The organism is Enterococcus sp. 5B3_DIV0040, assembly GCF_002140755.1.
Classification (GTDB): domain Bacteria; phylum Bacillota; class Bacilli; order Lactobacillales; family Enterococcaceae; genus Enterococcus_D; species Enterococcus_D casseliflavus.
In genome coordinates this window covers 2,460,211-2,486,962 of the sequence record NZ_NGLC01000001.1, presented here as the reverse complement: position 1 = coordinate 2,486,962, position 26,752 = coordinate 2,460,211, and the positions used below count along the sequence as shown (strand labels likewise).

Annotated in this window: 26 protein-coding genes; 21 read left to right on the top strand and 5 right to left on the bottom strand. The window is 42.3% G+C overall.

The window, feature by feature from the left end; all coding sequences use genetic code 11:
* Positions 1-180 precede the first annotated feature (180 nt).
* The 10 genes from A5883_RS11695 (at position 181) to A5883_RS11650 (ending at position 10,991) form a co-directional block, all read left to right on the top strand.
* Entirely contained in the window at positions 181-747 is a 567-nt protein-coding gene (locus A5883_RS11695) for a DUF1836 domain-containing protein (RefSeq protein WP_034858210.1), read from the top strand.
* Positions 740-1,600 carry a DegV family protein gene (locus A5883_RS11690; RefSeq protein ID WP_005225280.1) on the top strand — a complete coding sequence of 287 codons (861 nt, stop codon included), beginning with the start codon at positions 740-742 and terminating at the stop codon, positions 1,598-1,600. The genes A5883_RS11695 and A5883_RS11690 overlap by 8 nt, the downstream gene beginning before the upstream one ends.
* Positions 1,601-1,732: 132 nt before the next feature.
* Complete coding sequence (gene yycF / locus A5883_RS11685; RefSeq protein ID WP_010747607.1) at positions 1,733-2,437, top strand: response regulator YycF; 705 nt, start codon at positions 1,733-1,735, stop codon at positions 2,435-2,437.
* A gap of 3 nt (positions 2,438-2,440) precedes the next feature.
* Positions 2,441-4,282, top strand: coding sequence for a cell wall metabolism sensor histidine kinase WalK (walK, locus tag A5883_RS11680; RefSeq protein WP_016610545.1), 1,842 nt, complete (start codon positions 2,441-2,443; stop codon positions 4,280-4,282).
* Positions 4,279-5,589, top strand: coding sequence for a YycH family regulatory protein (locus A5883_RS11675; RefSeq protein ID WP_016610546.1), 1,311 nt, complete (start codon positions 4,279-4,281; stop codon positions 5,587-5,589). The genes walK and A5883_RS11675 overlap by 4 nt, the downstream gene beginning before the upstream one ends.
* Positions 5,590-6,444, top strand: coding sequence for a two-component system regulatory protein YycI (locus A5883_RS11670; RefSeq protein WP_005225285.1), 855 nt, complete (start codon positions 5,590-5,592; stop codon positions 6,442-6,444).
* 55 nt (positions 6,445-6,499) lie between these two features.
* Complete coding sequence (locus A5883_RS11665; protein ID WP_005231151.1) at positions 6,500-7,306, top strand: MBL fold metallo-hydrolase; 807 nt, start codon at positions 6,500-6,502, stop codon at positions 7,304-7,306.
* 43 nt (positions 7,307-7,349) lie between these two features.
* Complete coding sequence (locus A5883_RS11660; RefSeq protein WP_034858213.1) at positions 7,350-8,087, top strand: MurR/RpiR family transcriptional regulator; 738 nt, start codon at positions 7,350-7,352, stop codon at positions 8,085-8,087.
* 155 nt (positions 8,088-8,242) lie between these two features.
* Positions 8,243-9,535 carry a PTS sugar transporter subunit IIC gene (locus tag A5883_RS11655; RefSeq protein ID WP_005225288.1) on the top strand — a complete coding sequence of 431 codons (1,293 nt, stop codon included), beginning with the start codon at positions 8,243-8,245 and terminating at the stop codon, positions 9,533-9,535.
* 25 nt (positions 9,536-9,560) lie between these two features.
* The gene (locus A5883_RS11650; RefSeq protein ID WP_086338619.1) at positions 9,561-10,991 is read left to right on the top strand and encodes a 6-phospho-beta-glucosidase; all 1,431 of its coding nucleotides are present in this window, start codon (positions 9,561-9,563) and stop codon (positions 10,989-10,991) included.
* 42 nt (positions 10,992-11,033) lie between these two features.
* On the opposite strand, the gene A5883_RS11645 is transcribed toward A5883_RS11650, so the two are convergent.
* Complete coding sequence (locus A5883_RS11645; protein WP_005225290.1) at positions 11,034-11,678, bottom strand: CPBP family intramembrane glutamic endopeptidase; 645 nt, start codon at positions 11,676-11,678, stop codon at positions 11,034-11,036.
* A gap of 217 nt (positions 11,679-11,895) precedes the next feature.
* On the opposite strand from A5883_RS11645, the gene groES reads away from it, so the two are divergent.
* Positions 11,896-12,180, top strand: a complete 285-nt coding sequence (gene groES / locus A5883_RS11640; protein WP_005225291.1) for a co-chaperone GroES — start codon at positions 11,896-11,898, stop codon at positions 12,178-12,180.
* Between the two features lie 32 nt (positions 12,181-12,212).
* Positions 12,213-13,841 (top strand): chaperonin GroEL, encoded by a 1,629-nt coding sequence (gene groL / locus A5883_RS11635; RefSeq protein WP_005237384.1) that lies wholly within the window; start codon positions 12,213-12,215, stop codon positions 13,839-13,841.
* Positions 13,842-14,047: 206 nt separating this feature from the next.
* On the opposite strand, the gene A5883_RS11630 is transcribed toward groL, so the two are convergent.
* Positions 14,048-14,254, bottom strand: coding sequence for a hypothetical protein (locus A5883_RS11630; protein ID WP_223597468.1), 207 nt, complete (start codon positions 14,252-14,254; stop codon positions 14,048-14,050).
* Positions 14,255-14,644: 390 nt separating this feature from the next.
* On the opposite strand from A5883_RS11630, the gene A5883_RS11625 reads away from it, so the two are divergent.
* The 3 genes from A5883_RS11625 (at position 14,645) to A5883_RS11615 (ending at position 17,315) form a co-directional block, all read left to right on the top strand.
* A complete protein-coding gene (locus tag A5883_RS11625) occupies positions 14,645-15,391 on the top strand; it encodes a YcjF family protein (RefSeq protein ID WP_016610552.1) in 747 nt (248 codons plus the stop codon).
* A gap of 98 nt (positions 15,392-15,489) precedes the next feature.
* On the top strand, positions 15,490-15,996 hold the full coding sequence (locus A5883_RS11620; RefSeq protein WP_034858218.1) for a hypothetical protein: 507 nt from the start codon (positions 15,490-15,492) through the stop codon (positions 15,994-15,996).
* Entirely contained in the window at positions 15,996-17,315 is a 1,320-nt protein-coding gene (locus tag A5883_RS11615; RefSeq protein WP_086338618.1) for a glycosyltransferase family 2 protein, read from the top strand. The genes A5883_RS11620 and A5883_RS11615 overlap by 1 nt, the downstream gene beginning before the upstream one ends.
* A gap of 64 nt (positions 17,316-17,379) precedes the next feature.
* On the opposite strand, the gene A5883_RS11610 is transcribed toward A5883_RS11615, so the two are convergent.
* Positions 17,380-18,078, bottom strand: coding sequence for a GntR family transcriptional regulator (locus A5883_RS11610; RefSeq protein WP_034858220.1), 699 nt, complete (start codon positions 18,076-18,078; stop codon positions 17,380-17,382).
* 199 nt (positions 18,079-18,277) lie between these two features.
* On the opposite strand from A5883_RS11610, the gene A5883_RS11605 reads away from it, so the two are divergent.
* The 4 genes from A5883_RS11605 (at position 18,278) to A5883_RS11590 (ending at position 21,964) form a co-directional block, all read left to right on the top strand.
* Complete coding sequence (locus A5883_RS11605; protein ID WP_086338617.1) at positions 18,278-19,657, top strand: glycoside hydrolase family 1 protein; 1,380 nt, start codon at positions 18,278-18,280, stop codon at positions 19,655-19,657.
* A gap of 11 nt (positions 19,658-19,668) precedes the next feature.
* The gene (locus tag A5883_RS11600) at positions 19,669-20,982 is read left to right on the top strand and encodes a PTS sugar transporter subunit IIC (protein ID WP_086338616.1); all 1,314 of its coding nucleotides are present in this window, start codon (positions 19,669-19,671) and stop codon (positions 20,980-20,982) included.
* Positions 20,983-21,133: 151 nt separating this feature from the next.
* Entirely contained in the window at positions 21,134-21,433 is a 300-nt protein-coding gene (locus A5883_RS11595; protein ID WP_086338615.1) for a MazG-like family protein, read from the top strand.
* A gap of 72 nt (positions 21,434-21,505) precedes the next feature.
* A complete protein-coding gene (locus A5883_RS11590; protein ID WP_005225310.1) occupies positions 21,506-21,964 on the top strand; it encodes a GNAT family N-acetyltransferase in 459 nt (152 codons plus the stop codon).
* Positions 21,965-22,219: 255 nt separating this feature from the next.
* Here the strand turns inward: A5883_RS11590 and A5883_RS11585 are convergent, their stop codons facing one another.
* The gene (locus A5883_RS11585; protein WP_086338614.1) at positions 22,220-23,059 is read right to left on the bottom strand and encodes an AraC family transcriptional regulator; all 840 of its coding nucleotides are present in this window, start codon (positions 23,057-23,059) and stop codon (positions 22,220-22,222) included.
* 114 nt (positions 23,060-23,173) lie between these two features.
* On the opposite strand from A5883_RS11585, the gene A5883_RS11580 reads away from it, so the two are divergent.
* On the top strand, positions 23,174-24,052 hold the full coding sequence (locus A5883_RS11580) for a DMT family transporter (protein WP_086338613.1): 879 nt from the start codon (positions 23,174-23,176) through the stop codon (positions 24,050-24,052).
* A gap of 74 nt (positions 24,053-24,126) precedes the next feature.
* Here A5883_RS11580 and A5883_RS19205 read toward each other — a convergent pair whose 3' ends face one another.
* Positions 24,127-24,267, bottom strand: coding sequence for a hypothetical protein (locus tag A5883_RS19205; RefSeq protein WP_005237363.1), 141 nt, complete (start codon positions 24,265-24,267; stop codon positions 24,127-24,129).
* 612 nt (positions 24,268-24,879) lie between these two features.
* Between A5883_RS19205 and A5883_RS11575 the strand changes: the two genes are divergently transcribed.
* Positions 24,880-26,520 (top strand): C40 family peptidase, encoded by a 1,641-nt coding sequence (locus A5883_RS11575; RefSeq protein WP_086338612.1) that lies wholly within the window; start codon positions 24,880-24,882, stop codon positions 26,518-26,520.
* Positions 26,521-26,752 lie beyond the last annotated feature (232 nt).

Below are 26,752 nucleotides of genomic sequence, written 5' to 3'. Positions count from 1 at the left end.
ACTGGCGTTATCTTAATAAAACACCATTTGTTTCCCAAATTCAAATGATAGGAAATTCTTAAAAGATTGATCAGATTGCTTTAAAAACTCAGAAAACCGTGATAAAATGTATCTAGTTATCAAAACTAGATGATTAGTTTGTGATAATCTAACCTTCTGTTCGTCAAAATGGAGGATGACATGGAAAAATTACAAGCAGACATGAAAAATTGGGGCAATTCATTGCTGAAATTCCACCTGCCGAGATGGGAAGAATTGCCAACGCTGGAACTGTATATGGATCAGGTGATCACATTGATCGATCAATATTTATCGCCGGTGATCCAAACGGAAAAGCATCCGCTATTGACCTCTTCCATGGTCAATAATTATGTCAAAAAAGGGATGATTCCAGCACCAGAGAAGAAACGTTACAATCAAAAGCATCTCGCATTTTTGATTGCGATCACGATGCTCAAGCAAGTGCTGACGATTCCTGAAATAAAGACGGGGATCCTTTTTCAAGGGAAAGTTGTCGGCATCAGAAATGCCTACAATGTATTTTGTGAAGAACAAGAAAAAGCGATCCACCTTGTCGGCAAAGAAGCGATGGGAGAACCCGAACAAATGACGTCGGAACCGATCCCAATTGAATTAGTAGCCATGAAAGGTGCGACGCGTTCCTTTGCCAACAAACTATTGGCAGAAAAAACGATTGAATTAGAAGTCATTTATTTAGACACACATAAAGGAGAAGCCCATGAATAAAGAGAAAATTGCCCTATTAGTTGATTCAGGTACCGATGTTCCCGCACAGATCATGGAGCAATACGGCATGTATATGCTGCCATTGCAAATTATCTACAAGGATCGGACCTATACCGATAAAGTTGATATTACTGCGGAAGAAATTTACGAGCGCTTGCCGCAAGAGATCCCTAGTACCTCGTTACCTGACGGTGCTGCGATCGGGGAAATCTTTGATCGGATCAAAGCCGATGGGTATGAGAAAGTCTTTGCCGTAACCATCTCCAGCGGATTGAGCGGAACGTTTAACGTCGTTCGCCTGTTAGGTGAACAACGGACGGATCTTGAGGTTTTCGTGCTTGATACGAAAAATATCGGAATCGGTGCAGGGCTGCAAGCGATTCGTGCAGCAGAACTGTTAGAAAAAGGCGTGACTTGGGAAGAACTGCGGGCACAATTAACGAATGAAGTGCCGAAAAACAAAGTCTTTTTCAACGTAGCTACCTTAGAGTATTTACAAAAAGGCGGCCGCATCGGTCTGGTTGCATCCATCTTAGGCAATGCCTTGAAATTGAATCCAATTATCTCTTGTAATGAAGAAGGGATCTACTATACGGTCGCAAAATCTCGTGGACGGAAGAAAAGCTTGGACAAAACCGTTGACTTGATCAAGCAATTCATCGGTGATCATCGCCATGTGCGTTTAGCTGTGGCGCAAGGTGATGCACTGCAAGAAGCCAAAGAAATGAAAGCACGATTAGAAGCCGAATTTCCTAAGGTCAAAGAAATCTTATTTGGACAAATTTCTCCCGCATTAGTCGTCCACACGGGTCCTGGGTTGTTAGGGATCGGTATCCAGCTTTTAGAAGAGTAAAAAAGAAAGGCCCCGTGCCTTTCTTTTTTTGTGCTTTCCTTAAGAATAAGGCCGCGGTTTTTGGGAAAGATGAAAAGCCCGTTTAAATAATGTATAATAAGTAAGAAACCAAAAAAAATTGAGGTGACATTTTTGAAAAAGATCCTAGTCGTGGACGATGAGAAACCAATTTCTGATATCGTCAAATTTAATTTAACCAAAGAAGGATATGAAGTATATACCGCCTATGATGGAGAAGAGGCATTAGAAAAAGTAGCCGAGGTCGATCCTGATCTGATTTTGCTTGATTTGATGCTGCCAAAAATGGATGGGTTGGAAGTTGCACGGGAAGTGCGCAAAACCCATGACATGCCGATCATCATGGTCACAGCAAAAGATTCTGAAATCGATAAAGTACTAGGCCTCGAGCTTGGTGCGGACGATTATGTAACCAAACCATTTTCAAACCGGGAATTGGTGGCCCGCGTCAAAGCCAATCTGCGTCGTGGCTCGGCAGCTGCGAAGGAAGCAGACGATAACGCCAACAGCGAATTAACGATTGGTGATTTAACCATTCATCCTGATGCGTACATGGTCACTAAAAATGGTGCAGCCATCGAATTGACGCACCGGGAGTTTGAATTGATGCACTACTTGGCAAAACATCTTGGTCAAGTGATGACCCGGGAGCATTTATTGCAAACGGTTTGGGGCTATGACTACTTTGGTGATGTTCGGACCGTTGACGTGACGGTGCGTCGTTTACGTGAAAAAATCGAAGACAGCCCGAGCCATCCAAATTATTTGGTTACTCGTCGCGGAGTGGGCTATTACTTGCGGAACCCAGAACAGGAATAAGCTATGAAAAATAAAGTTCGCTTTTTTCAATCGGTGAACTTCAAAATCGCCCTGACTTTTATCTTGATCTTATTGATTGCGATCCAGATTATCGGGGCGTATTTTATTCGCGAATTGGAAAGAACAACGGTCGATGCCTTCAAACGCGACATGGAGGCACGTGCCAGCACGTTAGTGGTAACGTTAGGCTCTGAATTGAGTCGAATGGATAATGATGACGGTTTAGATTGGGATTCCATGAATGCTTCCTTGAATCGAATCTTAACGAGTACCAACTCATCGGAAATTTTGGAGATGCGGGTGGTGGATGAGCAAGGGATCATTCGTGCAACCACCAATATCAATGATCGTGGCTCGGTGGGAGAAAAAAATGATTACCGTGATTACGATACGAACCGCAGTGAAGTCCTCTATGATGAATCCAGCGGCCAGCGGGTGTTCAATATCGTGCAGTCGATCCAATCACCGACAGGGGATACCGTTTTAGGAACCCTTTATTTACGGAGCAATCTTGAGTCAAAATACAATGAAGTCAGTACGACTGCGGTCATTTTTGTGACAGCCTCGCTGATTGCGGCAGTGATTTCGATCATTGTGGCACTATTGGTCTCTCGTTCCATCACCCAACCGATCGGGGAGATGCGCGAACAAGCGATTCGCATCGCCAAAGGAGATTATAGCCGCAAGGTCGCGATTCATGGAAAAGATGAATTGGGGCAACTGGCGGAGACCTTTAATCAACTAGGAGAACGAATCGAAGAGACTCAAGAGGCGATGGAATCCGAGCGAAACCGCTTGGACAGCGTCTTGTCTCACATGACAGACGGCGTTGTTGCCACCGACCGACGAGGCAAAGTCATTACCATCAATGAGATGGCGATGTCCTTGTTAAATGTCAGCAACGAAGAAGCGATCGGGCAGTCGATTTTGACGTTATTGGAAATCGATGAAGAATACACGTTACGAAAGCTTTTGGAAAATCCTGAAGACATGCTGTTGGAGCGTCCTAGCAATGATTTGACGGGAGCAAATATGATTTTGCGCATCGATTTCTCCATGATTCGTCGGGAGTCTGGCTTTATTTCTGGGTTAGTTGCGGTGATGCACGATGTTACAGAGCAAGAAAAAAATGAACAGGAACGGCGAGAGTTCGTTTCCAACGTTTCTCATGAGTTACGGACACCATTAACGAGTATGCGCAGCTACATCGAAGCGTTGAGTGAGGGTGCTTGGAAAGACCCAGAAATTGCGCCGAACTTTTTGAAAGTGACGTTGGATGAAACGGATCGAATGATTCGGATGATCAATGACTTGTTGAGTCTGTCGCGGATGGATAGCGGCAATTCGCAACTGCAGTTGGAATACATCAACTTCAATGAAATGGTCAATTTCGTGTTGGATCGTTTTGACATGATGGTGACGAATGAAAGCAAAAAATACTTGATTCGTCGGGAGTTCACTAAACGAGAATTGTGGGTGGAAGTCGACACCGATAAAATGATCCAAGTGATCGATAACATCATGAATAATGCCATCAAATATTCGCCAGATGGCGGGATCATTACGGTGAAATTGATGGAGACCCATAACAACATCGTACTTAGCATCAATGACCAAGGACTAGGGATTCCGAAAAAAGATCTCACGAAGATCTTTGATCGTTTTTACCGAGTCGACAAAGCTCGTGCCCGTCAGCAAGGAGGTACTGGCTTAGGATTGGCGATCTCACGAGAAGTCATCAAAGCTCATGGCGGTGCGATTTGGGCGGAAAGTCGAGAAAATCGCGGGTCAACATTTTACATCATGTTGCCGTATGAACCGTATGAGGAGGATTGGTGGGTATGAGAATCTCAGAAAAAATCATTCGTGTAGGCTTGATCGTGATGATCGCCTTGAGTTTTTATTTCTCCTATATGATTTGGCTGAATCCGACTGGGTTCAACAATGCCAGCACGGAAACAGATACCGGCGTCAATCCTTCGGTTCAAACCTACAAACAAAAAAGCGATTTGTTTTTGCCCCTGTATTTGACTTGGAATGACGAGGACGCGATCAAAGAAACCAACTCTGAAGCGGTGATTCGTGAGATCCAAGAGGCGATCAATGAGGCAACGATCAGTGATTTGACGCTGCGAACCTATGGCGAGGAACAAGCTTTTTCAAAAGCCCAAGAAGTCAATCAAGGGGTGTCCTTAAACTACTATACAACGTTTTACTTGAAAGATTATGAGAAAACCTTTGAAAAAGAGCTGTCCTTAGAGGACGAAAGTGAAACAGAGGATTTTCCGTTTTCCCGCATCCAGTTTGACCTTGAAGAAAACACGATCCAATTTGTTGATTTTACCCATCAACGAGTGGTGCGAGGCAAAATCGACTGGGACAAAAGCCAAGTAAAACACTTACTAGCAGACAACCCTCGGGAATGGACCACAATGGTGGCAGATGAAGAACGATCCAGCAAGCAATATTATACGCAGGATTCGATCAAGCTGAAAAAATACAGCTACTATTCTTCGACCCAATCTCAGAGCTTATTTCGAGAAGCTTTTTTCAGCAATCCTAAAAACGTCAAGATCAATGATGAAAGTGTCGATACCTACTATTATGAAGGTGGGCAAAACATGACGGTCTTGCAAGATCAGCAGCAAGTCAAGTTTGAAACTACCACAGACAGTTCCGATGAAACGGATCTGGCGATGTTGAGTGCGGATTATATTATTCGTTTAGGCAACAATTTTGGGACGATCCGCTATTTTGATCAACAAGACAAGCACTTGGATTATCGGGTTTTCGTTGAAGGCTATCCAGTCTTTAGTACTGGTGGTCAAGGGGTGATCAGTGTGGCTTTTTCAGAAAGTGGTCAGACCGGCAGTCGGGAAATGACGATTTCTGCCAGTTTGAACGCGATTCAAGTGCCGATTCCTTCTGAAACCGAGATTGAATTGCCCTCTAGTTTGTCGGTCAAAAATGAGCTGATTGCGGCAGGGGCTGATCCTGATTTATTGCAACAGATCATCGTTGGCTATCAATGGGGGGAGATCAAAGATGCACCACTCGTTGATTTGACGCCTGCTTGGTATGTCAATTATGACTCGTCTTGGATCAGTTATGATGCATTAATGACAAAATTAGCAGAAACGGAGGAGAATTAATTGGATTTTAAACGAATCGAATGGATTTTTTTCCTCGCTTTTCTTGGTCTGAACGTCTTTTTATTCAATGTTTACAGTGAGGCTCGCAGCGAGCATCAGATGGTTTCACAATCAAACCAAACGATTCCTATCGAACAACGTCTCGAGTCTGAGGACATTCGGTATTCTGGCGAATTATCAGATGAGGTCTTGAGTGGCTATTATTTGAGCGGTGAACAGACGGATTTTGATGTGGAGCTACGAAATCCGCAACTCAATACGCAGTTCAAAAGAGGGTCGACGGTCAAAGGGCAGCAGTTGATCCATGTCTCAACCAATGGCTTTTACATCAGTGATGATTCTCAAACGGAAGAAACCGTCAATGGTTTTTTGCAACGAAAAGATCAAGTCCTGTTTGGGGATGAATATGACTATTTGGAAAACCTCTCTGTCTTGAACGCCAATCATCCGACCGTGGTGGCGGTTCAATCCTATGAAGGCATTCCTTTCAATGACAGCTCAAGTCGAATCGATATCACCTTAGAACAAACGGATGATCTATTGCAGATTGCTCGTTACACGCAAACACATATCTCCAATATTACGCCTCTAAGGGAAAAGATGACGGTCTATTCAGAAAAAGAAGCAGTAAATACGCTTTATCTAAACAACAAGCTGCCGAGTCACTCGAAAATTCTCTGGACGGAATTAGCCTATACGATGATTTTGAAGGTTAGGGAAAAAAATGTGTACATTCCTGCATGGTTTATTGCGTTCCAATTAGATGGCGATGACACCATCCAAATCGAAACGGTCAATGCCTTTAGCAATCGGATCATCACGAATAATGCCGTTCAAAAGGTAGAAAATCCATAAAAAAGCGGGTATAATGGAACTCGTTGAAACAACCAGAGAGGAAGTCACGTAAACCATGATGAAGGAAAATGCCTTTCAAGTAAGTATTCTAGCCAGCGGAAGCTCAGGAAATTCGCTCTATATCGAAAGCAATAAAAAGCGGATCTTAGTGGATGCCGGTTTGAGCGGCAAGAAGATCACTTCATTATTGGATGAAGTAGGGCGTAAACCAGAAGATTTGGACGCCATTCTTGTGACCCACGAACATCGAGATCATATCCACGGTGTCGGAGTACTGGCGCGAAAATACAAACTTGATGTCTATGCGAATACAAAAACATGGCAAGCGATGGATCCAATGATCGGTAACGTCGCTGTCGAACAAAAACATATCTTTGAAATGGGAAAAGTGCTGACCTTGGGTGACTTGGACATTGAAAGCTTTGGCGTCTCTCACGATGCTGCAGCGCCGCAATTTTATCGTTTCCATAAAGACGGCAAATCATTCGTAATGTTGACGGATACCGGTTATTGCAGCGATCATGTGCGAGGCATTATCAAAGGCGCCGATGCGTATCTTGTGGAAAGCAACCATGACCTAGAAATGCTGCGAATGGGCCCTTACCCATGGAGCCTCAAACAACGAATTCTTGGAGACCGTGGTCACTTATCGAATGAAGATGGCGCTCTGGTCATGACGGATATCTTGACCGACAATACCAAACGGGTCTATCTTGGTCATTTAAGTAAAGAAAACAACTTGAAAGAGTTGGCGCACTTAACGATGGTCAACACCATGAAAGAACATGATCTAGGTGTTGGAGAAACATTTGAAGTCTATGATACCGATCCTGACAAAGCGACGGAATTATTTGCAATCTAATCGATCAAACAAAGGATAAAATTGTCGGGTGGAGGCAGCAGGTATGTTTGATGAAGAAAAAATCAAGCGTCTGAACGAGCTTGAAATGGCTGTTTACAAGTACATTGTCCAGCATTTTGAAGAGATCGATCAGTTGACGATCCGCGAATTTTCAGCTGCATGCCATGTCTCGACCTCGACGATTTTACGATGTATCACGAAATTAGGCTATCGCGGGTATTCAGAGTTAAAGTATGCGATCTGTCAAAAAAAGGAACAAGATGCACGAGCGTTTGATCTTTTCTATGATGCAACGATCCAAGTCAATACATTTTTAAAAAAAGTCAATAATGAAGATTACCGTAAGTTTATCCAGCCAGCGGTAGAACTGATTCTTTCCGCACGCCATGTGGCGTTTTCAGGTATCGGCACAAGTGGCATTCTTGGCACCTATGGCAGTCGCTATTTTGCTAATTTAGGCATCAATGCCTATAGCATCGTCGATCCCTTTTTGCCAGTACCGCCTCGTGGGATGGAAAATACGTTAGCGATCATTTTATCAGTTTCGGGGGAAACCATTCAAATGATCAAGCAAACGGAGGACTTCAAACGGTATGGGGCAAAAGTACTCAGCATCACCAATGATGAAAAATCGACGATCGCCCAAATGGCAGATTACAATATTTCCTACTATATGCCCGTCGTCAGTGGGGGAAAAGAAGTCGATTTGAACCTGACGACGCAAGTCCCGGTGATTACACTGATCGAACTTTTAGCCCATCAAGTCTACAAGCAAATCTAAGTGATCGTAAAAAAACAGCTTCGGCTGTTTTTTTTGTTGGAACATGTTTCATAACTTGGAAAAGCTATAGGCAAGGGGAATATTATCTATTAAGATTTATTTGTAAGCGAATTCACTGGCCAGTGGATGGAATTTTATTTTAGGAGTGATGTGAGATGAACGAATGGATCAATGAGAAATTATTACCCCCAATATTAAAATTTGTCAATACGAAAGCAATCACTGCATTAAGAAACGGTATGCTCTATACGATGCCCTTTTCAATCGTAGGATCGATTTTCCTGCTATTAGCAAACTTTCCCGTCCAGTCGATTGCGGATTGGGTAACGAATAGCGGCTTAGGTGAATACTTCAACCAAGCCTATGGCGCCTCTTTTGCAATTATGGCCTTTTTCGCCGTAATGGGCATCGCCTATTCATATGTAAAAGCAGAAGGTTACGAAGGACTCCCTGCAGGAATGATTGGTTTAGTTATTTTCTTATTAACTATGGAGTCAAGTGTGACGGATGCTGAAGCAAATGTGACCATCGCAAATGTCATTGATAAGACGTGGACCGGTGGACAAGGAATGATCAGTGCCATCTTAGTGGGACTTTTTGTGGGTTGGGGTTATACGTGGTTCTTGAAACGCGACATCCGAATCAAACTGCCAGAGCAAGTACCCACCAATGTCGCAAACTCATTTACAGCATTGATTCCAGCCGCTGTTTTGACGACCATCGCATTAGGCATTTATATTTTCTTTGATAAAGTTTTTCAAACAACCGTGGTCGAATGGATCTACACCGTGATTCAAAGTCCAATGCAAGGGGTGACGGATTCTCTTGGTGGTGCAATGATGCTAGGCTTCTTAGTGCCATTCTTGTGGTTCTTTGGGGTTCATGGTTCGACGATCGTGGGCGGGATCATGGGACCAATTTTACAAGCCAATTCATTAGCCAATACGGCTATTCTTGAATCTGGTAAAGCATTGACATTAGAAAATGGCGGACACATCGTGACCCAGCAGTTTTTGGATCAATTTATGACGGTAACTGGCGCAGGAATGACGATTGGGATCGTGCTATACATGGTGGCTTTTGCCCGTTCGGCGCAGTTCAAACAATTAGGACGTCTTTCCTTGATCCCGGCATTCTTTAATATCAATGAACCAATTATTTTTGCGACACCGATCGTCATGAACCCAATCATGGTATTACCATTTATTTTGACACCGATGGTTTCAGGCGTGATCACGTATTTTGCACTTTATACCGGTATCGTACCGCTATTTACTGCTGTGCAAGTTCCATGGACGACCCCGCCGATCATTTCAGGTTTTCTAGTAGGTGGCATTCGTACCGCTATCTTACAATTTGTTGTTTTAGCAATCGGCTTCTTTATTTACTATCCTTTTATTCGTAAGGTCGATAGTTTGAACTATAAACAAGAAACAGAGATCGTTTAATACCAAGGAAGCAGGTTGAATAGAAATGAATAAACTAAGAAGCGATTTTTTATGGGGTGGCGCAGTCGCTGCTCACCAATTGGAAGGCGGCTATCGTGAGGGTGGAAAAGGCGTGAGTGTCGCTGATGTCATGACTGTCGGAGGCAACGGAATTCCTCGCCGAATCACGGAAGGTATCCAACCGGGCGAAAGCTATCCCAATCATGAAGCGATCGATTTTTATCATCGGTATCCTGAAGACATCAAGCTTTTTGCCGAATTAGGGTTGAAGTGCTTCCGAACATCGATTGCCTGGACCCGTATTTTTCCAAAGGGGGATGAGCACGAGCCGAATGAGGAAGGCCTGGCCTTTTATGATCAATTATTCGATGAGTGTTTACGCTATGGCATCGAGCCAGTCATTACCCTGTCTCACTTTGAAATGCCTTATCATTTAGTGACCGAATACGGAGGTTGGCGTAACCGTAAGTTGATCGATTTGTTTGTCCGCTTTGCAGAAGTTTGTTTTACGCGCTATCAAAAGAAAGTGAAGTATTGGATGACCTTCAATGAAATCAATAATCAAGCAAACTATAAAGAAGATTTTGCGCCATTTACCAATTCTGGTCTGTTCTTTACGGAAGGAGAAGACCGAGAAAAAGTCATGTACCAAGCAGCTCATTACGAGCTCGTTGCCAGTGCAAAAGCGGTGGCGCTAGGACATGCGATCAATCCTGCGTTTCAAATCGGATCGATGATCGCGATGTGCCCAATCTATCCGTATTCTTGCGATCCCAAAGACATGATGGCAGCTACGGTGGCCATGCAACGGCGCTATTGGTTTTCAGATGTTCATGCCCGTGGGCACTATCCGAGTTATATGCGCAGCTATTTTGAAAGAAAACAATTTGATTTAGATATCACCCCTGAAGATGAAGCAGCTTTGGCAAAAGGTTGTGTTGACTACATTGGTTTTAGCTACTATATGTCTTTTGCGATCAAAGGCAAGGAGAATGATCCAACCTATGACTATGATGAGAGCCAAGATCTGGTGGACAATCCTTATGTCGATGCTTCTGAATGGGGCTGGCAGATTGATCCCGTAGGCTTGCGCTATGCCCTGAACTGGTTTAACGAACGCTACGAATTGCCGCTTTTCATTGTAGAAAATGGCTTTGGTGCGGTGGATACGGTGGAAGAGGATGGACAAATCCACGATGACTACCGTATTGACTACCTAAAAGCCCATATCGAAATGATGAAAGAAGCAGTAGCTTATGATGGCGTCGACTTATTAGGTTATACACCGTGGGGCATCATTGACTTGATTTCTGCGGGGACAGGGGAAATGAAGAAACGCTATGGTGTGATCTATGTGGACAAAGACAATGAAGGAAATGGAACCCTTGCTCGTCAGAAGAAAGATTCATTTGCATGGTATCAGCAAGTGATTGCGTCCAATGGCACGAAGGTCTAAAGAAAAAAACGTTACGCAAAATTTCTGCGTAGCGTTTTTTCTTTAGGGCATTTGGATATAGCCGTAATGAAGCAATAACTGAATAATAATAACTAAAGTGTTCATTCCCACATGGGTGATCATGGAAGTCCAAATACTGCCGGTCAAAGCATAAAGCCCAGAAAAGAACAGTCCTAAGAAAATATAGACTAAGAGATGATTGTCATTGTGGGCAAAGGCAAAGGCTACGGCGCTGACCACTACACCAACCCAAACATTGCTGTATTTCCCAATGATGCCAACTAAGGCTCTGCGGAAGACAAATTCCTCCATAATTGGCCCACCGACCATTGCTGCGAGAGCAAAGAGTGGGTTTTGCACCACGATGGCAATGATGTTTTCGGTATTTTGCGAAGCGCTGACTTCTCCGAAAAAGGATTCGATAAAGATGGCTAGATTTTGTAACAAAATCGCTGCGACAATGCCGGTTAGCCCGTAAATAAGAATCGCTGAGACTTTGGTTTTTTTGTGTTCAAACGATAGCGGTTCTGTTTGTTTGAAATACAAGAAAAACATGATCGCTGCACCAGCTAAGTAACCGATCGTTGTTGCTGCTACTTGATGTCCGCTAGGGACGAAGGCGATCGGTAGAAAAAAGACGATGCCGTAAGTAAGAATCGTGGACAAAGAATATTTTGATAAAGACATAGTTGTTTCCTCACACTCCTTTGCTTCATTATAGACTAGGTTGCTTCTAGAAACAAAAAATCCTACTATATTTATCAATCAATTAGAAATGCAAAAAAAATTTAGCAAAAGGCTTGCAAAAATTTGGGAAAATGAGTAATATTGAAACTGTAAGTTAGCACTCGATATAAGAGAGTGCTAATGCTAAATTCTATAACATTCATTGGAGGGATTTATCGTGTTAAGACCATTAGGTGATCGTGTGATTATCGAAGTCGCAAAAGAAGAAGAAAAAACTGTAGGCGGAATCGTGCTTGCATCAGCAGCAAAAGAAAAACCACAAACGGGTACCGTTATTGCAGTCGGCGAAGGACGCACGCTCGAAAACGGTGAAAAAGCTCCTGTTGCTGTCAACGTTGGCGAACAAGTAATGTTCGAAAAATACGCTGGCACAGAAGTGAAATATGAAGGAACAGAATATTTGATCGTTGCTGCAAAAGATATCATTGCAGTAGTAGAATAAGAAAAATAAAAAATACTTGAGGTGATGAAATCATGGCAAAAGAAATCAAATTTGCAGAAGACGCACGCGCAGCAATGCTTCGTGGGGTAGATAAATTAGCAGATACAGTAAAAGTAACCTTAGGCCCTAAAGGTCGTAACGTGGTTTTAGAAAAATCTTACGGTTCACCATTGATCACAAATGACGGTGTAACGATCGCTAAAGAAATCGAATTAGAAGATCATTTTGAAAACATGGGCGCAAAACTTGTTTCTGAAGTCGCTTCAAAAACAAACGATATCGCTGGTGACGGAACAACGACTGCTACGTTATTGACACAAGCAATCGTTCGTGAAGGATTGAAAAATGTCACCGCTGGTGCGAACCCATTAGGTATTCGTCGTGGGATCGAAATGGCAACAAAAGTGGCTGTAGAAGAGCTACACAACATTTCATCAATCGTTGATTCAAAAGAAGCAATCGCACAAGTTGGTGCTGTTTCTTCTGGTAGTGAAAAAGTTGGTCAATACATCGCTGATGCAATGGAAAAAGTCGGCAATGACGGTGTTATCACTATTGAAGAATCAAAAGGGATCGAAACAGAATTAGATGTTGTGGAAGGAATGCAATTTGATCGTGGTTACTTATCACAATACATGGTAACTGACAACGATAAAATGGAAGCAGCGTTAGAAAATCCATACATCTTGATCACTGACAAAAAAATCTCTAACATCCAAGATATCTTGCCATTGTTAGAACAAATCTTACAACAATCAAAACCATTATTGATCATCGCTGATGACGTTGATGGCGAAGCATTACCAACACTTGTATTGAACAAAATCCGTGGAACATTCAATGTTGTTGCAGTGAAAGCACCAGGATTTGGTGACCGTCGTAAAGCAATGCTAGAAGACATTGCGATCTTAACTGGTGGTACAGTGATCACTGAAGACTTAGGTCTTGAGCTGAAAGATGCAACCATCGATAACTTAGGTCAAGCAAGCAAAGTGGTTGTGGATAAAGACAACACAACAATCGTTGAAGGTGCTGGTGAAAAAGAAGCAATTGACGCACGCGTTCAATTGATCAAAAACCAAATCGCTGATACAACTTCTGACTTTGACCGTGAAAAACTACAAGAACGCTTAGCAAAACTTGCTGGTGGGGTTGCAGTGATCAAAGTTGGGGCACCAACTGAAACTGAATTGAAAGAATTGAAATTACGTATTGAAGATGCATTGAATGCAACACGTGCCGCTGTTGAAGAAGGCATGGTCTCAGGTGGGGGAACTGCCTTAGTGAATGTCATCAACAAAGTTGCAGAAATCGAAACAGATGGCGATGCAGCAACAGGTGTCAAAATCGTTTTACGTGCCTTAGAAGAACCAGTTCGTCAAATTGCTGAAAATGCAGGCTACGAAGGTTCAGTTATCATCGACAAATTGAAAAACGCTGACTTAGGCGTTGGTTTCAATGCAGCAACTGGCGAATGGGTAAACATGCTAGAAGCTGGGATCGTTGACCCAACAAAAGTGACGCGTTCTGCATTACAAAACGCAGCTTCTGTTGCCGCATTATTGTTAACAACTGAAGCAGTCGTTGCCGACAAACCAGAACCAGCAGCGCCAGCAGCTCCTGCAATGGACCCATCAATGGGTATGGGCGGCATGATGTAAGCAAGCCTTGAGAACTCCTCTTTTGAGGGGTTCTTTTTTTGTGCGATCTAAAAATACTTCAACACAGAAAAAGACAAAAAACCTTTCTTCTTAGTATTCTAAGCACCAAAGAATTGGTTCATTGCTTGAATAAAAGGAGAAAGGATTGGTAGATATAAGCTATCTATTTGTCTTGTAAAGGCAGCGAGTTTTGTAAGGAACGTCAATTACAACCGTTCCCAAAATCCCTGCGCAAAACCAGTAATAAATTCGTAGAGAGCCGGCAGTATCACCGAAATACATAAAACGACAAAGACCATTTTCTGAACAGCAGTTAATTGTTTGAGGAAATGGTTTTTTGTGAACAATAAATACGCGATACAGATAACGGCAAGCAGCTGCAATAGATCAAATAAAATGGACAAGAAAATCACCTTTTCTGATTAGATTGAATGGACGATAGAATGATGGATTCTCTCAACATAGAGCAAAGAGTTGAATGATATGGTTCTGAGAAAATGTGAAGATCAACGTTTATAAAGAAACGGTATTTCGACTCCAAAGAATGCGAAGATCCCGCTTAAAAGAAAGTAAGTCAATAAGCCTAGATAAAAAAGGACTTTCCAATTCAATTTCTTTTTCATTCGATCCACTCCTTTTGTGTATCATAGCATAAAAAAACGATAATATAAATAAATAATCTAAAGATGCAAATTTGCATTTTTCAGCAAGTGTAAGCTCTCTCAAGCTACATTTTCGCTATCTTGAAAAACCTGAGCTAAAATAGAAAGAGGAACAAAATCATGGCTCACTTTGATTTTTAAATGAACAACGAGTCGAAAGAAGGAGACATTTCTTTGAAAAAACCATGGATAAAACGCAAAAAGAAGCAAAACGAAAATGAATTATTAACGGAACAGTCCGTTCAAGTCGAGCAAAGTCAAACGAGAGAAGAGCTGCAAGAAGAAGCGGAGTTTACTTCTTTTTTTGCGGATGTCATGAAGCGAATGCCGAAAAAATCGGCTTCCCTGGTGATGAAAGGCTATGACGGATCAAAAGCCCAGGCGGAAAAAGTGTTAGCGAAAAGCAAGGATCAATTTGATCAGGTGTTTGAGGAGTTTTTGGTTGGCGTAGATGATGAAACGCGGAAAAAAGCCCACCGCACGATCCATGCGGCTTCTTTGACGGCGGCGATCATCGGCTGTTCACCGATTCCCTTTTCAGATGCAGTGTTACTTGTGCCAGTTCAGATGACAATGATGGCCCGTTTGTATCGTATTTTTGGGCGAACATGGCGTGAAGGGTTAGCGAAAAGTATTTCGAAAGAGCTAGTCGTTGTGAGTTTTGGTCGCAGTGCCGTTGGCAATATCTTGAAATTTGTCCCAGCAGTCGGCACCGTTGCTGGAGCTGCAATCAATGCCAGTGTGGCTAGTGGTATCACCGAGGCATTAGGCTGGGTGACTGTCAAGATGCTGAATGATGGGGAAGATGTGTTTGAGCAAGTGATGTCCTTTAAAGGCCAATTTCACACGCTGTTCAATGCGTTGAAAGTTGGCAAGAAATCCAAGTGAGACAAACAGAAGAAGAACGAAACAGGTCCAGAGGACTTGCTTTTGTTGCTTCTTTTTCTTCACAGCAAATAAATAGTTATTTTAAAGGAGTGAGTAAAATGAAACAACGAGTGACACGGGAAGAAGTCAAAGAACGGTTGGTCACCGATGCGTATTTTCAAAAAGGTCGTTCCGCTTTAAAGACCCGCCAAACGATTTTGACGATTCTTGCTTGGCTGATGGTCTTGGTTCCCTTTGTCTGGCTGGCCATTCCGTTGACGCTGCCGAATCTGGCGGATCGGATTGCCTTTCGAACATATCTGGAAGAAGCAGTGACTTTTGATTTTTTGGCGTTATTTTTAGGCATTTCTTTTTTGATTTTAATTCTTACGTTTGCTTTATTAACTTTGAGGAACAACCGCCGCTTCAAACGATTGCTGCAAAAGCAATCGATGCATGATGAAGCTGCCTTGGAAAAACGCAAAGAGTTGCTAGAAGCATTTTACGAAGAACGCTTCGGGACGAAAGAAGAACGCCACGGGGCAAAATACTACGCGGTTGCACCGGAGCAAAACATCGGAGAAAGAGAGATCCAAGAACTTTTCCGTAGAAATGGGGTGGGCTGATGGTTGTCAATTTTGATACTGGGTTCCCGTGGTTGGATACATTTTTAACAGTCGTTTTAATGATTCTGTTCACGTATCCCATTTTGGGCGGCTTTGCTTGGTTCATCGGGGTGATCTGCAATCGTTTTTTGTTCCGTTATCGACAATTAGAGTGGATACCGATCCCCGAAGAGATCGAGCCGATGATCACGATTATGGTACCAGCTCACAATGAAGAAATCGTTATTGAAGACACGATTCATTATTTAATGAACAATCTGAACTACAGCAATTATGAGGTGTTGGTGACTGATGATGGTTCAACGGATCAAACTCCTGTGATATTAGGCCGATTGATGGAACAGTACCCAAATCTAAGAGTGTTGCGCATCGAAAAAAACCAAGGAAAAGCCCATGCCTTTAATATTGGGGTAGGGTTTGCCAAAGGGGAATTGATCTTGAGCAACGATGCAGATACGGTTCCTGAACCTGATGCGTTATGGAAATATGTCAATTATTTCATCCGCCAAGACTCCATCAATATCTCTGCCATTACGGCGAATATGGACGTTCAAAACCGCACAACGATCGTAGGAAAATCACAAACTGTTGAGTTTTCAAGTATCGTAGGAATTATCAAACGGACACAGCAAGCCGTTTTCGGCGTCATCTATGCCTATAGCGGTGCCAATACGATGTATCGCCGCGCGGCCTTGATGGACGTGGGTCTGTTTCGACAAAATCGAGCAACAGAAGATATCAGTATTGCCTGGGACCACCAATTCCGAGGTTGGCTGTCTTTATTTGCTTCACGAGTGATGTTTTTCATGGAGGTGCCAGAAACACTCAAGATGCTCTACCGACAACGGAAACGCTGGGCGAAGGGCGGTACAGAAGTATGGCTGACCAACTTTAAAAAGGTCTTTTTGCATCCTTTTGAAAACATTGGTCGAACCGCTATGTTTGTCGATCAAACATTAAGTATCATTTGGTCATTCTTTTTCTGGCTTTCATCTGCCTTGTTTGTCTTCTATCTGATCTATTATGGTGCAACTGGGAATTACGAACGGATCTATCATATGTTTACGATGGCCTTTCTCTTCGTTTGTTTCGAGATGATTGCGGGGGTCATGCAGCTATTTACCAGCCTCTTGGCGGATGATAACCGCAGCAAGCTGAAGTATTTCCGTTTTGCCCCTTTTTACATGCTGTTTTACTGGATGATCAATGCCATAACGATCGTCACTACCTTTATTCCAGCCGTCAAGACCATCCTTGGCTACGGCAGCGGTGTTTGGGTCAGCCCTGAGCGAACGGCGAAAAAAACCGAAGAATCTTAACGAATTCACCTTCCCTGGACAATAAAAACAAGTCTGAGTTTTCTTCAGACTTGTTTTTTTGCCATTAAGGTTCAGAAAGATAGTAAATCTCACGATTTTGGTATGGATAACGAGTTTGCGAAAATTCGAAGGGCCGTCCGTCGGAGAGACGAGCAACTTGTTCTAATTCTAAGATCGGATCATTGGGATCGACTTCTAAATATTTGATATCATAGGAATCTGCTTTGTCGGCACGGATTTTACGTATGGCGGGACCTATTTTGAGATGTAAGGAATCAGTGATATATCGATAGATCGAGTGTTCAAGGATCGCCATATCAATATCGGGAATGGTTTTGATGGGCATGATCGTGTACTCCAATTCAAAGGGTTCGTTATCAACATAGCGCAGTCGTACGATATCATAAACAGGTTCGTTTTCTCGCAAAGACAAGTAATCCATTTCGTTGGCTTCTGGAAAACGTACATTGAAACTAATGATTTTACTTTGCACTTTATGCCGTCCGCCATATCGGTTGACTAAACCGATATACTCATTGATCTGTCCTTGGTAGGTCGCTGAATTGACATAGGTGCCATGACCTCTTTTGGTAGAAATCAGGCCTTCTTGCTTCAATTGATTTAGCGCTTTTTGGATCGTCATTCGCGAGGTTTGAAATCGTTTGGCTAACGCCGTTTGTTCCGGTAGTTTTGATAAAGCTGGAAAAACTCCTTCATAAATATCTGTCCGCAACTGATCAACGATCTCTTTGTATTTTGTCATAGTCATCACTCCTTATGTAAAGAAATTCATGGACTTGAGTTTTGTTTGAAGGGGATAAAAACAAGGTATATCACTAAAGAATCCGCTGAAATTCACATGTATAGAAAAAGCTTTACATGTGTTTTTGAAAAATTTACATGCCTGTTTCGCCTAATTATAATAGGTTTTGTAAGCGAATACAAACGATGGAGGAATCAATATGAAAAAATTTTACTGGGGAAACAGTGTCAGCAGTATGCAGACAGAAGGTGGTTGGAATGAAGGCGGTAAAAGCTTATCCGTTTATGATATACGGGAAGCTTCGGAACAGGCTAGCGATTGGCATGTAGCAAATGATAACTATCATGCGTATACAGAAGATTTTGATTATATGCAAGATTTGGGGATGAACATGTATCGTTTCCAAATTTCTTGGTCAAGGGTCGTTCACGATGGAGATGGTGCCTTTAATGAAGAAGGGATCGCCTATTACGATCGTTTTATTGATGATCTGTTAGCTCGAGGGATCGAGCCTATGATTTGTTTGTACCATTTTGATATGCCTCTGCATCTGGCGAAAACCTATAACGGGTTCATCAGCAAAGAAGTGAAGGACGCATTCATTCGTTTCGGAAAAGAAATGGTGGATCGTTTTGCGGATAAAGTCCATTATTGGTTAACCTTTAACGAACAAAATCTTTTCCACCAAGACCATGGTTTTAAGATCAGCGGTTATTTAGAAGGGGAAGAAACGACAGAAGAATTGTATCAGATTTTCCACAATGTCATGGTTTGCCATGCAGAAATCTGTAATTATCTTCATGAAACAACAAATGCGAAGATCGGCGGCATGCTGGCGTATTCTGAGGCGTATCCAGCGACTTGTCGTCCACAAGACATCAAAGCAGCAAGAGAGTTTGATGAATTTGCGAACTTTACTTTATTAGATTGCTATGCGCACGGCAAGTATTCGGCAGCACAAGACCGATACGTGAAAAATCATCAACTCAATATGAATATTTTACCTGGGGAATTAGAAGCGATCGCAGCGCAGAAAAATGATTACATTGCCTTTAGCTATTATGCTTCTTCTACCTTGAACGCTGAAAAAATTCCTGAAGGAACGCCGCCAAATCGGTACATGACTTTTGGAAAACAAGACAATCCGTATATTGAAACGACGGAATGGAATTGGCAAATTGATCCACTCGGCTTCCGTGATGTCTTAAATAAAGTCTATCAGCGGTACCGGTTGCCAGTGTTTCCGATTGAAAACGGGATTGGTGTCAGAGAGCATTGGAATGGCAAAGAACCGATTCAAGATGATTACCGTATTGCCTACCATCAAGAGCATATTCGAGCGATGTTTGAAGCGATGGTGGAAGATGGAGTGGTCTGTCTTGGGTATCTTGGTTGGGGGCTAATCGACATTTTGAGCTCGCAAGGTGATATGGAGAAACGATACGGGCTCGTGTATGTCAATCGTGGCAACCATGAGTTGCGAGATATGAAACGTGTGCCGAAAAAATCGTATGAATGGTTCAAAGAAGTGATCAAAACAAATGGTAGTACGATCTATGCAAACCCATATACAGAATAGGAGGAACAAAAATGGCAGCAGAAAAGCGCACGTTTTTAGATAAATTTACAGAGTTTTCGGTCCGTCTCGGCAATCAGGTTCATCTCAAAAGTCTTCGTGATGCGTTTGCGACCTTAATGCCTGCCTTTATTATCGCAGGGATCGCTGTGTTGTTTAATAATGTCTTCTTTCCATGGTTTTTAGAAGGGGCTGCCTTGGCGCGAATGCAAGTGTTTGGCAATTCCATCACCAATGGAACATTGAATATCGCCGGTCTGCTGATCGCCCCGATGATCGCTTATTTTCTTTGCCGCAACAAAAACAATCCGAGCGCCATCAATGCAACCTTTGTGGCAACGACTTGCTTAGTGGTCATGTTGGCGATGGCTCATGCCGTGTTGCCAGAAGGCGCTCAAGCAGAAGTGACCATCAGTGGTGTGATGCTATTTAACGATGTCGGGACCAAAGGGATGTTTTCTGGAATCATTTGTGGGTTAGTTGCCACGGAATTATTTATTCGACTGTCAGAAAACAAGCACCTAAAAATCAATTTAGGGGATCAAGTTCCTCCTGCCGTCAGCAAATCCTTCAGCACGTTGATCCCTGCTATTTTGGTGATTTCCTTCTTTGCCGTAGTTGCGACCGTGCTAGCAGCCTTTGATACCGACCTGATTCAAATCATTTCAACAGTGATCCAAGAACCACTGCGTTTATTGAACACATCGATTTTTGGGTTCTTGATCATCTATTCAACGGGAAATTTTCTGTTTACTTTAGGCATTCACCAAACCGTCATCAATGGCACCTTGTTAGATCCATTGCTGTTAGTCAATATGAATGAAAACATGCAAGCCGTGCAAGAAGGCGCTACGCCACCCAATATCTTAAATTCAGCATTCGTGACGGTTTTCGCACAACTAGGCGGGACTGGGTTTACGATCAGCTTGATCATTGCAGTGCTCTTATTCGTCCGCAATTACCAACCTTTTCGAGATGTCGTCAATCTATCCCTAGCTCCGGGTATTTTTAATATCAACGAGCCAATCATCTTTGGTTTACCGATCGTCTTCAATTTACCAATGATCATTCCCTTCGTTGCAAGTCCAATTGTTGCGACGTTGATTGGCTACTTTGCTACCGCAGTAGGATTCATTGAGCCACTTTCTGTGATGGTTCCTTGGACGACACCACCAATTCTTAGTGCATTGTTGGCATCAAAAGGGGATTTCAAAGTTGTTTTGGTTCAAGTGATCATCATCGTCGTCTGTGTAGCAATCTATTTTCCATTTCTAAAAATCGCTCAACGGGTTGCAATCAAATCTGCTGAATTGGAGCGGGCAGAATAAACAAAACAGGATGAATCCTATACTAGAGTGACCTACAAAAGTTAGAACAAAATTCTAACGTTTTGGGGGTCACTATTTTTTGAGGTGATTTTTTACTAAGTTTCTATTTTGAACTTTAATTAAATGGTATACTATCCCAAAAGGAGCGACTATGAAACTTTCAGAAATGCAAAAAGCGATTTATCAAAACAAAATCGATCACCAATTCAATGTCACAAATATTGAAAAAGAGTTTTTGGCTTTATATGGTGAAGTAGGGGAAGCCTTTGACGCGTATCGGAAGCAACAAGAGGTAGGAGAAGAATTGGCGGATGTGGCGATTTATCTTCTTGGGTTAGCGGAAATCCTTTCCATCGATCTTGAAGCAGAGATTCATAAAAAAATGGCCGTCAACCAAGAGCGTCGTTATACGAGTTATGGCAATGGCTATGCCAAACGAATCGATAATTGATACACGCACAAAAACTAGTAGATTCCTCGAGTATAGGCCCTTACCGAAATAGAAATGGAAGCAGGAGATAGGATGGAAAAGAACGTAAGCATGCGTGAATTAACCACGGCAGATTTAGCAGAAGTCGTGGACCACTATATTGCCGTATTTTCAGCAGAACCATGGAATGACCAATTGACAGTGCCACAAATCACCGACTATGTATCATCAATGATGGCAATGAATACTTTTATTGGTTATCGACTAACAGACCGAGCATCGAATGAATTGATTGGTCTTTCATTAGGCTTTATCAAGCCCTGGTATCAAGGAAAAGAGTATGTGATCGATACCTTTTTAATTACTGGCACGCATCAAGGAAAAGGCCTTGGTTCCACTTTTTTAGAAAGGATCAAAGAGGATCTGCTCAAGAAAGAGATTCCAACGATCCTGTTAGATACCGAAGAAAGTATGCCAGCAGCGGATTTTTATAAAAAGAATGGCTTTAAACCGCTACCAGATAATGTGAGCTATTATTTATCTCTAGAATAATAATAGCTTGTCAATAAATAAAAAAGTCTGCGAAAAAATCGCAGGCTTTTTAGTTATGCACAGTTTCAACAGGTTTATCCACAATATGTTGTAGGAACATGTTTTCGCCTACTAAATATTGGGTGTGTGGTTTTTAGAAAAGGATTTCAAAGAGATTCTTATGGACCAATGAGCGTAAAAGTGAAAAAAGTACTGAAACGCTTATAGAATATAGCAATATTTATCTAGATGAGAGGCTCTGTTGGTACCGATCAGCTAATTTCTATCATCTTCGCGATAGGTTTTGCGATACTGTAGCGGCGTTAAACCAAATTTACGCTGAAATCTTTTGCTAAAGTAGCTCAAGTGATTGAAGCCAACGTGGTAGCAGATGGTTGAGATCGGCTCATCCGTTTCGATCAATAGGTTTTTGGCTTGAGACAATCGATAATCAATCAGATAGTTGATTGGGGTCAATGTCGTGTATTGCCGAAAAAGGGCGGTACAAGTACGTGTATTGATGGCAGCAGCTTTAGCGATCGCAGGAACCGTTAATGGTTCTTGATAATGCTCATGGACAAATGCCAGCATTAAGTAGATAGTTTCTTTCTTTGGTGAAGCAGGTCTTGCAGCCATTAGCTGTGAAAGGGCAGCTAAAAACAATTCATAGAGAGTAAATCGTTGTTCAATAAGCAGAGGCAGACGCACGGTTTGAACAAATGCTTGATGTTGGGCGGTTAAGGTTAAGCGCCGATAGCTGCGGGTGCGATCGTGGACTAATTGTTCGATCGCTTCTTTAAAAACAAGGTCAGCAATAAAGCCTGAAGAAAAATCAAAGCAGCAATATCGGATGTTTTCTGAAGCTAAAACAGCACCATGGAGTACACGGCTATTAATAATGATCGCCTCATTCTTGCTTAGCAAAATTTGCTCGTCGTCTATCGTATACACGAAGCTACCTTCTTCGACCCATACAATTTGCAGCTCGTCGTGCCAATGCAGAGGCAATTGGTCGCCACGCTTTTGTTGCAAGCAACGTTGATAAATTGCGAAGGAGCGATTTGTAGTTGTATGTTTGGTCGTTTCTTCGTTTTCTTCTGTGCGTTCAAAGTACATACCGCACCACCTTTTTACAGAATAGTGTTAAAAACAATCAGGATATTGACAAAAGTTCACTATCTGATTCGGTATAATACTAACAAAGTAAAGTGAAAGACAAAAGGTGTTTTTATGAAAAAAACAGTTGGGATTGTTTATGCTTGTTCAGCAGCAGCTTTGTGGGCAGTTTCTGGCATCGCTGGACAAATTTTATTTACGAAATATAGTATTTCAGCAAATTGGCTCGTTTCAACAAGATTGGTTCTTTCAGGGTGTTTGTTGCTAAGCATTGGGTTAAAGGATCGCGCTCGATTGATTTCCCCATTTCGGGAGAAAAAGGACTTCATTCAGCTGCTCTTGTTTTCTTTCTTAGGCATGTTTCTCGTTCAATTTACCTACTTTAAAACGATTGAGCAAAGCAATGCTTCGTTTGCAACGATTATTCAATATACAGGACCTTTCTTTGTTTTACTCTATGCCGCGATAGCCAAAAGGCAGCTCCCCTCGTTAAAGACATGTTTCTGGTTATTGGTAACCTTACTTGGTGTGACGGCTGTGGCATCAAAAGGACAGATTGAGCAATTAGCGACTTCCCAATCTGCACTAGGCTGGGGGTTAGCATCAGCGATATCACTAGCTTTTTATTCTATACAGCCGCGTAAACTCTTGCAAAAATATGGGAGTTTACCAATTGTCGGCTGGGGGATGTTGATTGGTGGAGGCTTGGGGAATGTGGTTCATCCAATGTGGCAGATAGGTAGTCAACTGAACGTTCAAGTAATTCTTTATTTGCTGGTGGTCATTTTATTTGGAACAGCACTAGCGTACTTGATTTTTTTAACAAGTTTACGCTATTTATCCTCAACACTTGCAACAGTTTTAACAGCAGTTGAGCCATTGCTGGCTGCTTTCTTATCGATCATTGTTTTTCATGATCACTTCACAATGGTGGAGATACTAGGATTTATGGCAGTCATAGGGAGCATCATGTGTTTACAAAAAAAATTGTGAAAAAGACGAGATTCGCCAAAATCGGTGAAGTCTCGTCTTTTTTATAAATCAACAGAAAAAGAAAACGCAGGAGTCTACGCTTTCTTTTTCTGTTCTTCTTTTTTCTTGTCTGTGGTCGGTACGGAATCTAGGGCTTTTTTGAAAATCTCTTCTTTTTTCGTTTTATAGTTATGTTGTCGTTCAGCATACACTTTTTCTTTCGTCTTTGTTTTCATACTCGGTCACCTCTTCCTTTTTTTTAAGTATAGCATAATTTCACAAACTTATGCAAATCCTTGATTTTCTCCTTGATGTTATAATCTTTCTTGTAAAATACATTGTGAAAATATTTCTTTTGGCAGAGATGAGGGACTTCTCTATTAAGAAATTCGCATCCGGTTGGAAGCGATGTAACAGGATTTCATCTAAGCGTCGATCACACAGGTGAAAGCAGCGTTCTTTTTGAAACAATTTTTTCACAGAATCCCTCGTGTAAAAAAGGAATGATAAATGGGTGGTTTTAGTATCGATTTTTGAAAAAGGGAATCAGGAAAGAAATGTTATTCAAATAACAGTCTTGTTTTTCAAAAAGTGGGTTTGTTTGCAAAAAAAATCCTGTTTTTATTCGCGAATTAAAATAACGTTGAATGAAATAGCGTTTTTCTGTAGTTTATAGAAATCTTTGTAAATAGAGTGCCATTGAGCAACACCAAAGAGAAAGTGATCAAAAAGAATAACGCAGGAAAATAAATGACACGTTTTATTAAACGTAAAGTAAAAAAATACAAAACGAAAACAATATCAAAAAATATTAATTTTTGTTAAAATGGGGTACAGGGGGTGTTTTATTGGAATCTCGGAAAATCAAACGTAAGCGTTTAGTGAAACAAAAACGGTCCCTTTTCGTACAAAAAGGATTGGGTATCACAGCAGCGTTAGCATCGACTTCAGGTGTCTTTACGTCTCTTGCTCATGCGACCGAAACGACAAACGCTTCGTCATCAACCAACACAACTGCTACTCTTGCCAGATCGTCAGCTGAAACGGCGATCAATCGACAATTTAAAACAACAGCTTCACTGAATGTTCGTTCAAATGCTTCAACAAGTGCCTCTATCGTAAGTGGTGTAGGAGCAAATACAACAATCACTGCGGTGGCTCAAAAGAACGGTACCTCAGTGAATGGCAATACAACATGGTATAAGCTATCAACAGGCGGCTGGATCTCAGGGGCTTATGTGAAAAGCACTTCAGGCTCTTCTTCTGCCAATACAGGCTCGTCCAATTCGTCGTCTTCATCGGAAAAAGCAATTTCGAAATCAGTGAAAACGACCACTGCATTGAACGTCCGTTCAAATGCAACGACTAGTTCTAGTGTCGTACGTGGACTAAGCAGCAATGCGACGGTGAAAGTCGTTGCACAAAAGAGTGGAACGTCGGTGAATGGCACGACCACTTGGTACAAATTGTCCACAGGCGGTTGGATCACGGCGGCCTATGTCAAAGATGTTTCCAGCAGTTCGACAGGAAATAGTTCTTCTGGCGGCAACACAAGTGTTTCTGCAGAAACGGCTATCAACAAGAACGTGAAAACAACAGCGGCATTGAATGTCCGTTCGAGTGCCTCAACAAGCGGGAGTGTCGTTGGTAGCCTAAGCAACAGCACGACGGTGAAGGTCGTTGCCCAGAAAAATGGCACATCCGTTGGCGGCACCAATGTTTGGTACAAAGTATCGACTGGTGGTTGGATCACAGCGGCATATGTGCGTGACGTCACGTCTAGTTCTGGAAATACAAGTAATAACAATAATTCAAACACAGGTTCAAGCAACACTGGTTCATCAAATGGCTCAAGCAATGCGAGTGAGCAAGCCATCAATAAAACGTTCCAAACAACCACTGGTATGAATGTCCGCTCAAATGCATCGACTTCTGCAAGTGTAGTCAGCAGTTTGGGCAGCAATGCGACCTTCAAAGCAGTCGCTCAAAAACAAGGAACGTCAGTCAATGGCAATGCCACTTGGTATAAGTTATCAACGGGTGGCTGGGTATCTGCAGCGTATGTGAAGGAAGTCAGTGCAACGACTCCTGGCAACAATAACAACGCAGGCAATACCAATGTTCCGATGAGCGTGAACGGAGCAGCGATCGTTGCAGAAGCTAGAAAACATATCGGCACTCCTTATCAATGGGGAGGCAAAGGACCAGATGTCTTCGACTGTTCCGGGTTTACACGCTACGTCTTCTTAAAAGTGACGGGCAAAAACATCGGTGATTGGACAGTCCCACAAGAAAGCGCAGGGACGATCATTCCTGTCTCGCAAGCACAAGCTGGCGACTTGCTGTTCTGGGGTCAAAAAGGGAATACCTACCACGTAGCGATCGCTACCAGTAATACAAGCTATATCCATGCGCCAAGCACGGGTTATACAGTCACTGAAGCACAATCAGGCTTTTCGACTGCTAGCTTCGCTCTACGAGTGAAATAAATGTTTCATTGAATAGGCAAAGGGTTTGTCCTTTGTTAGAAACGCCCATAAGAAAGCTGCCATCAGTTTTCTTATGGGCGCTTTTTGGGTTGGGCGCAGATCTTTTTAAAAGGTGGGCTTTGCCCTGTTTTTTTGACAAAAAGGCCGATTTGTCAAAATCACTTGTTTTTACTAGTACAAATTTTTGTCAAAAAAAATAGTTACTGATACCATAAATACGTACCAATATTAG

Bases quoted from the DNA above. Each gene is read 5' to 3' on its own strand.
- A5883_RS11695 (WP_034858210.1), top strand. From the start codon at position 181: ATGGAAAAATTACAAGCAGACATGAAAAATTGGGGCAATTCATTGCTG.
- A5883_RS11690 (WP_005225280.1), top strand. From the start codon at position 740: ATGAATAAAGAGAAAATTGCCCTATTAGTTGATTCAGGTACCGATGTT.
- walK (WP_016610545.1), top strand. From the start codon at position 2,441: ATGAAAAATAAAGTTCGCTTTTTTCAATCGGTGAACTTCAAAATCGCC.
- A5883_RS11675 (WP_016610546.1), top strand. From the start codon at position 4,279: ATGAGAATCTCAGAAAAAATCATTCGTGTAGGCTTGATCGTGATGATC.
- A5883_RS11665 (WP_005231151.1), top strand. From the start codon at position 6,500: ATGATGAAGGAAAATGCCTTTCAAGTAAGTATTCTAGCCAGCGGAAGC.
- A5883_RS11660 (WP_034858213.1), top strand. From the start codon at position 7,350: ATGTTTGATGAAGAAAAAATCAAGCGTCTGAACGAGCTTGAAATGGCT.
- A5883_RS11655 (WP_005225288.1), top strand. From the start codon at position 8,243: ATGAACGAATGGATCAATGAGAAATTATTACCCCCAATATTAAAATTT.
- A5883_RS11650 (WP_086338619.1), top strand. From the start codon at position 9,561: ATGAATAAACTAAGAAGCGATTTTTTATGGGGTGGCGCAGTCGCTGCT.
- A5883_RS11645 (WP_005225290.1), bottom strand. From the start codon at position 11,678: ATGTCTTTATCAAAATATTCTTTGTCCACGATTCTTACTTACGGCATC.
- groL (WP_005237384.1), top strand. From the start codon at position 12,213: ATGGCAAAAGAAATCAAATTTGCAGAAGACGCACGCGCAGCAATGCTT.
- A5883_RS11625 (WP_016610552.1), top strand. From the start codon at position 14,645: ATGAACAACGAGTCGAAAGAAGGAGACATTTCTTTGAAAAAACCATGG.
- A5883_RS11620 (WP_034858218.1), top strand. From the start codon at position 15,490: ATGAAACAACGAGTGACACGGGAAGAAGTCAAAGAACGGTTGGTCACC.
- A5883_RS11615 (WP_086338618.1), top strand. From the start codon at position 15,996: ATGGTTGTCAATTTTGATACTGGGTTCCCGTGGTTGGATACATTTTTA.
- A5883_RS11610 (WP_034858220.1), bottom strand. From the start codon at position 18,078: ATGACAAAATACAAAGAGATCGTTGATCAGTTGCGGACAGATATTTAT.
- A5883_RS11605 (WP_086338617.1), top strand. From the start codon at position 18,278: ATGAAAAAATTTTACTGGGGAAACAGTGTCAGCAGTATGCAGACAGAA.
- A5883_RS11600 (WP_086338616.1), top strand. From the start codon at position 19,669: ATGGCAGCAGAAAAGCGCACGTTTTTAGATAAATTTACAGAGTTTTCG.
- A5883_RS11595 (WP_086338615.1), top strand. From the start codon at position 21,134: ATGAAACTTTCAGAAATGCAAAAAGCGATTTATCAAAACAAAATCGAT.
- A5883_RS11590 (WP_005225310.1), top strand. From the start codon at position 21,506: ATGGAAAAGAACGTAAGCATGCGTGAATTAACCACGGCAGATTTAGCA.
- A5883_RS11585 (WP_086338614.1), bottom strand. From the start codon at position 23,059: ATGTACTTTGAACGCACAGAAGAAAACGAAGAAACGACCAAACATACA.
- A5883_RS11580 (WP_086338613.1), top strand. From the start codon at position 23,174: ATGAAAAAAACAGTTGGGATTGTTTATGCTTGTTCAGCAGCAGCTTTG.
- A5883_RS19205 (WP_005237363.1), bottom strand. From the start codon at position 24,267: ATGAAAACAAAGACGAAAGAAAAAGTGTATGCTGAACGACAACATAAC.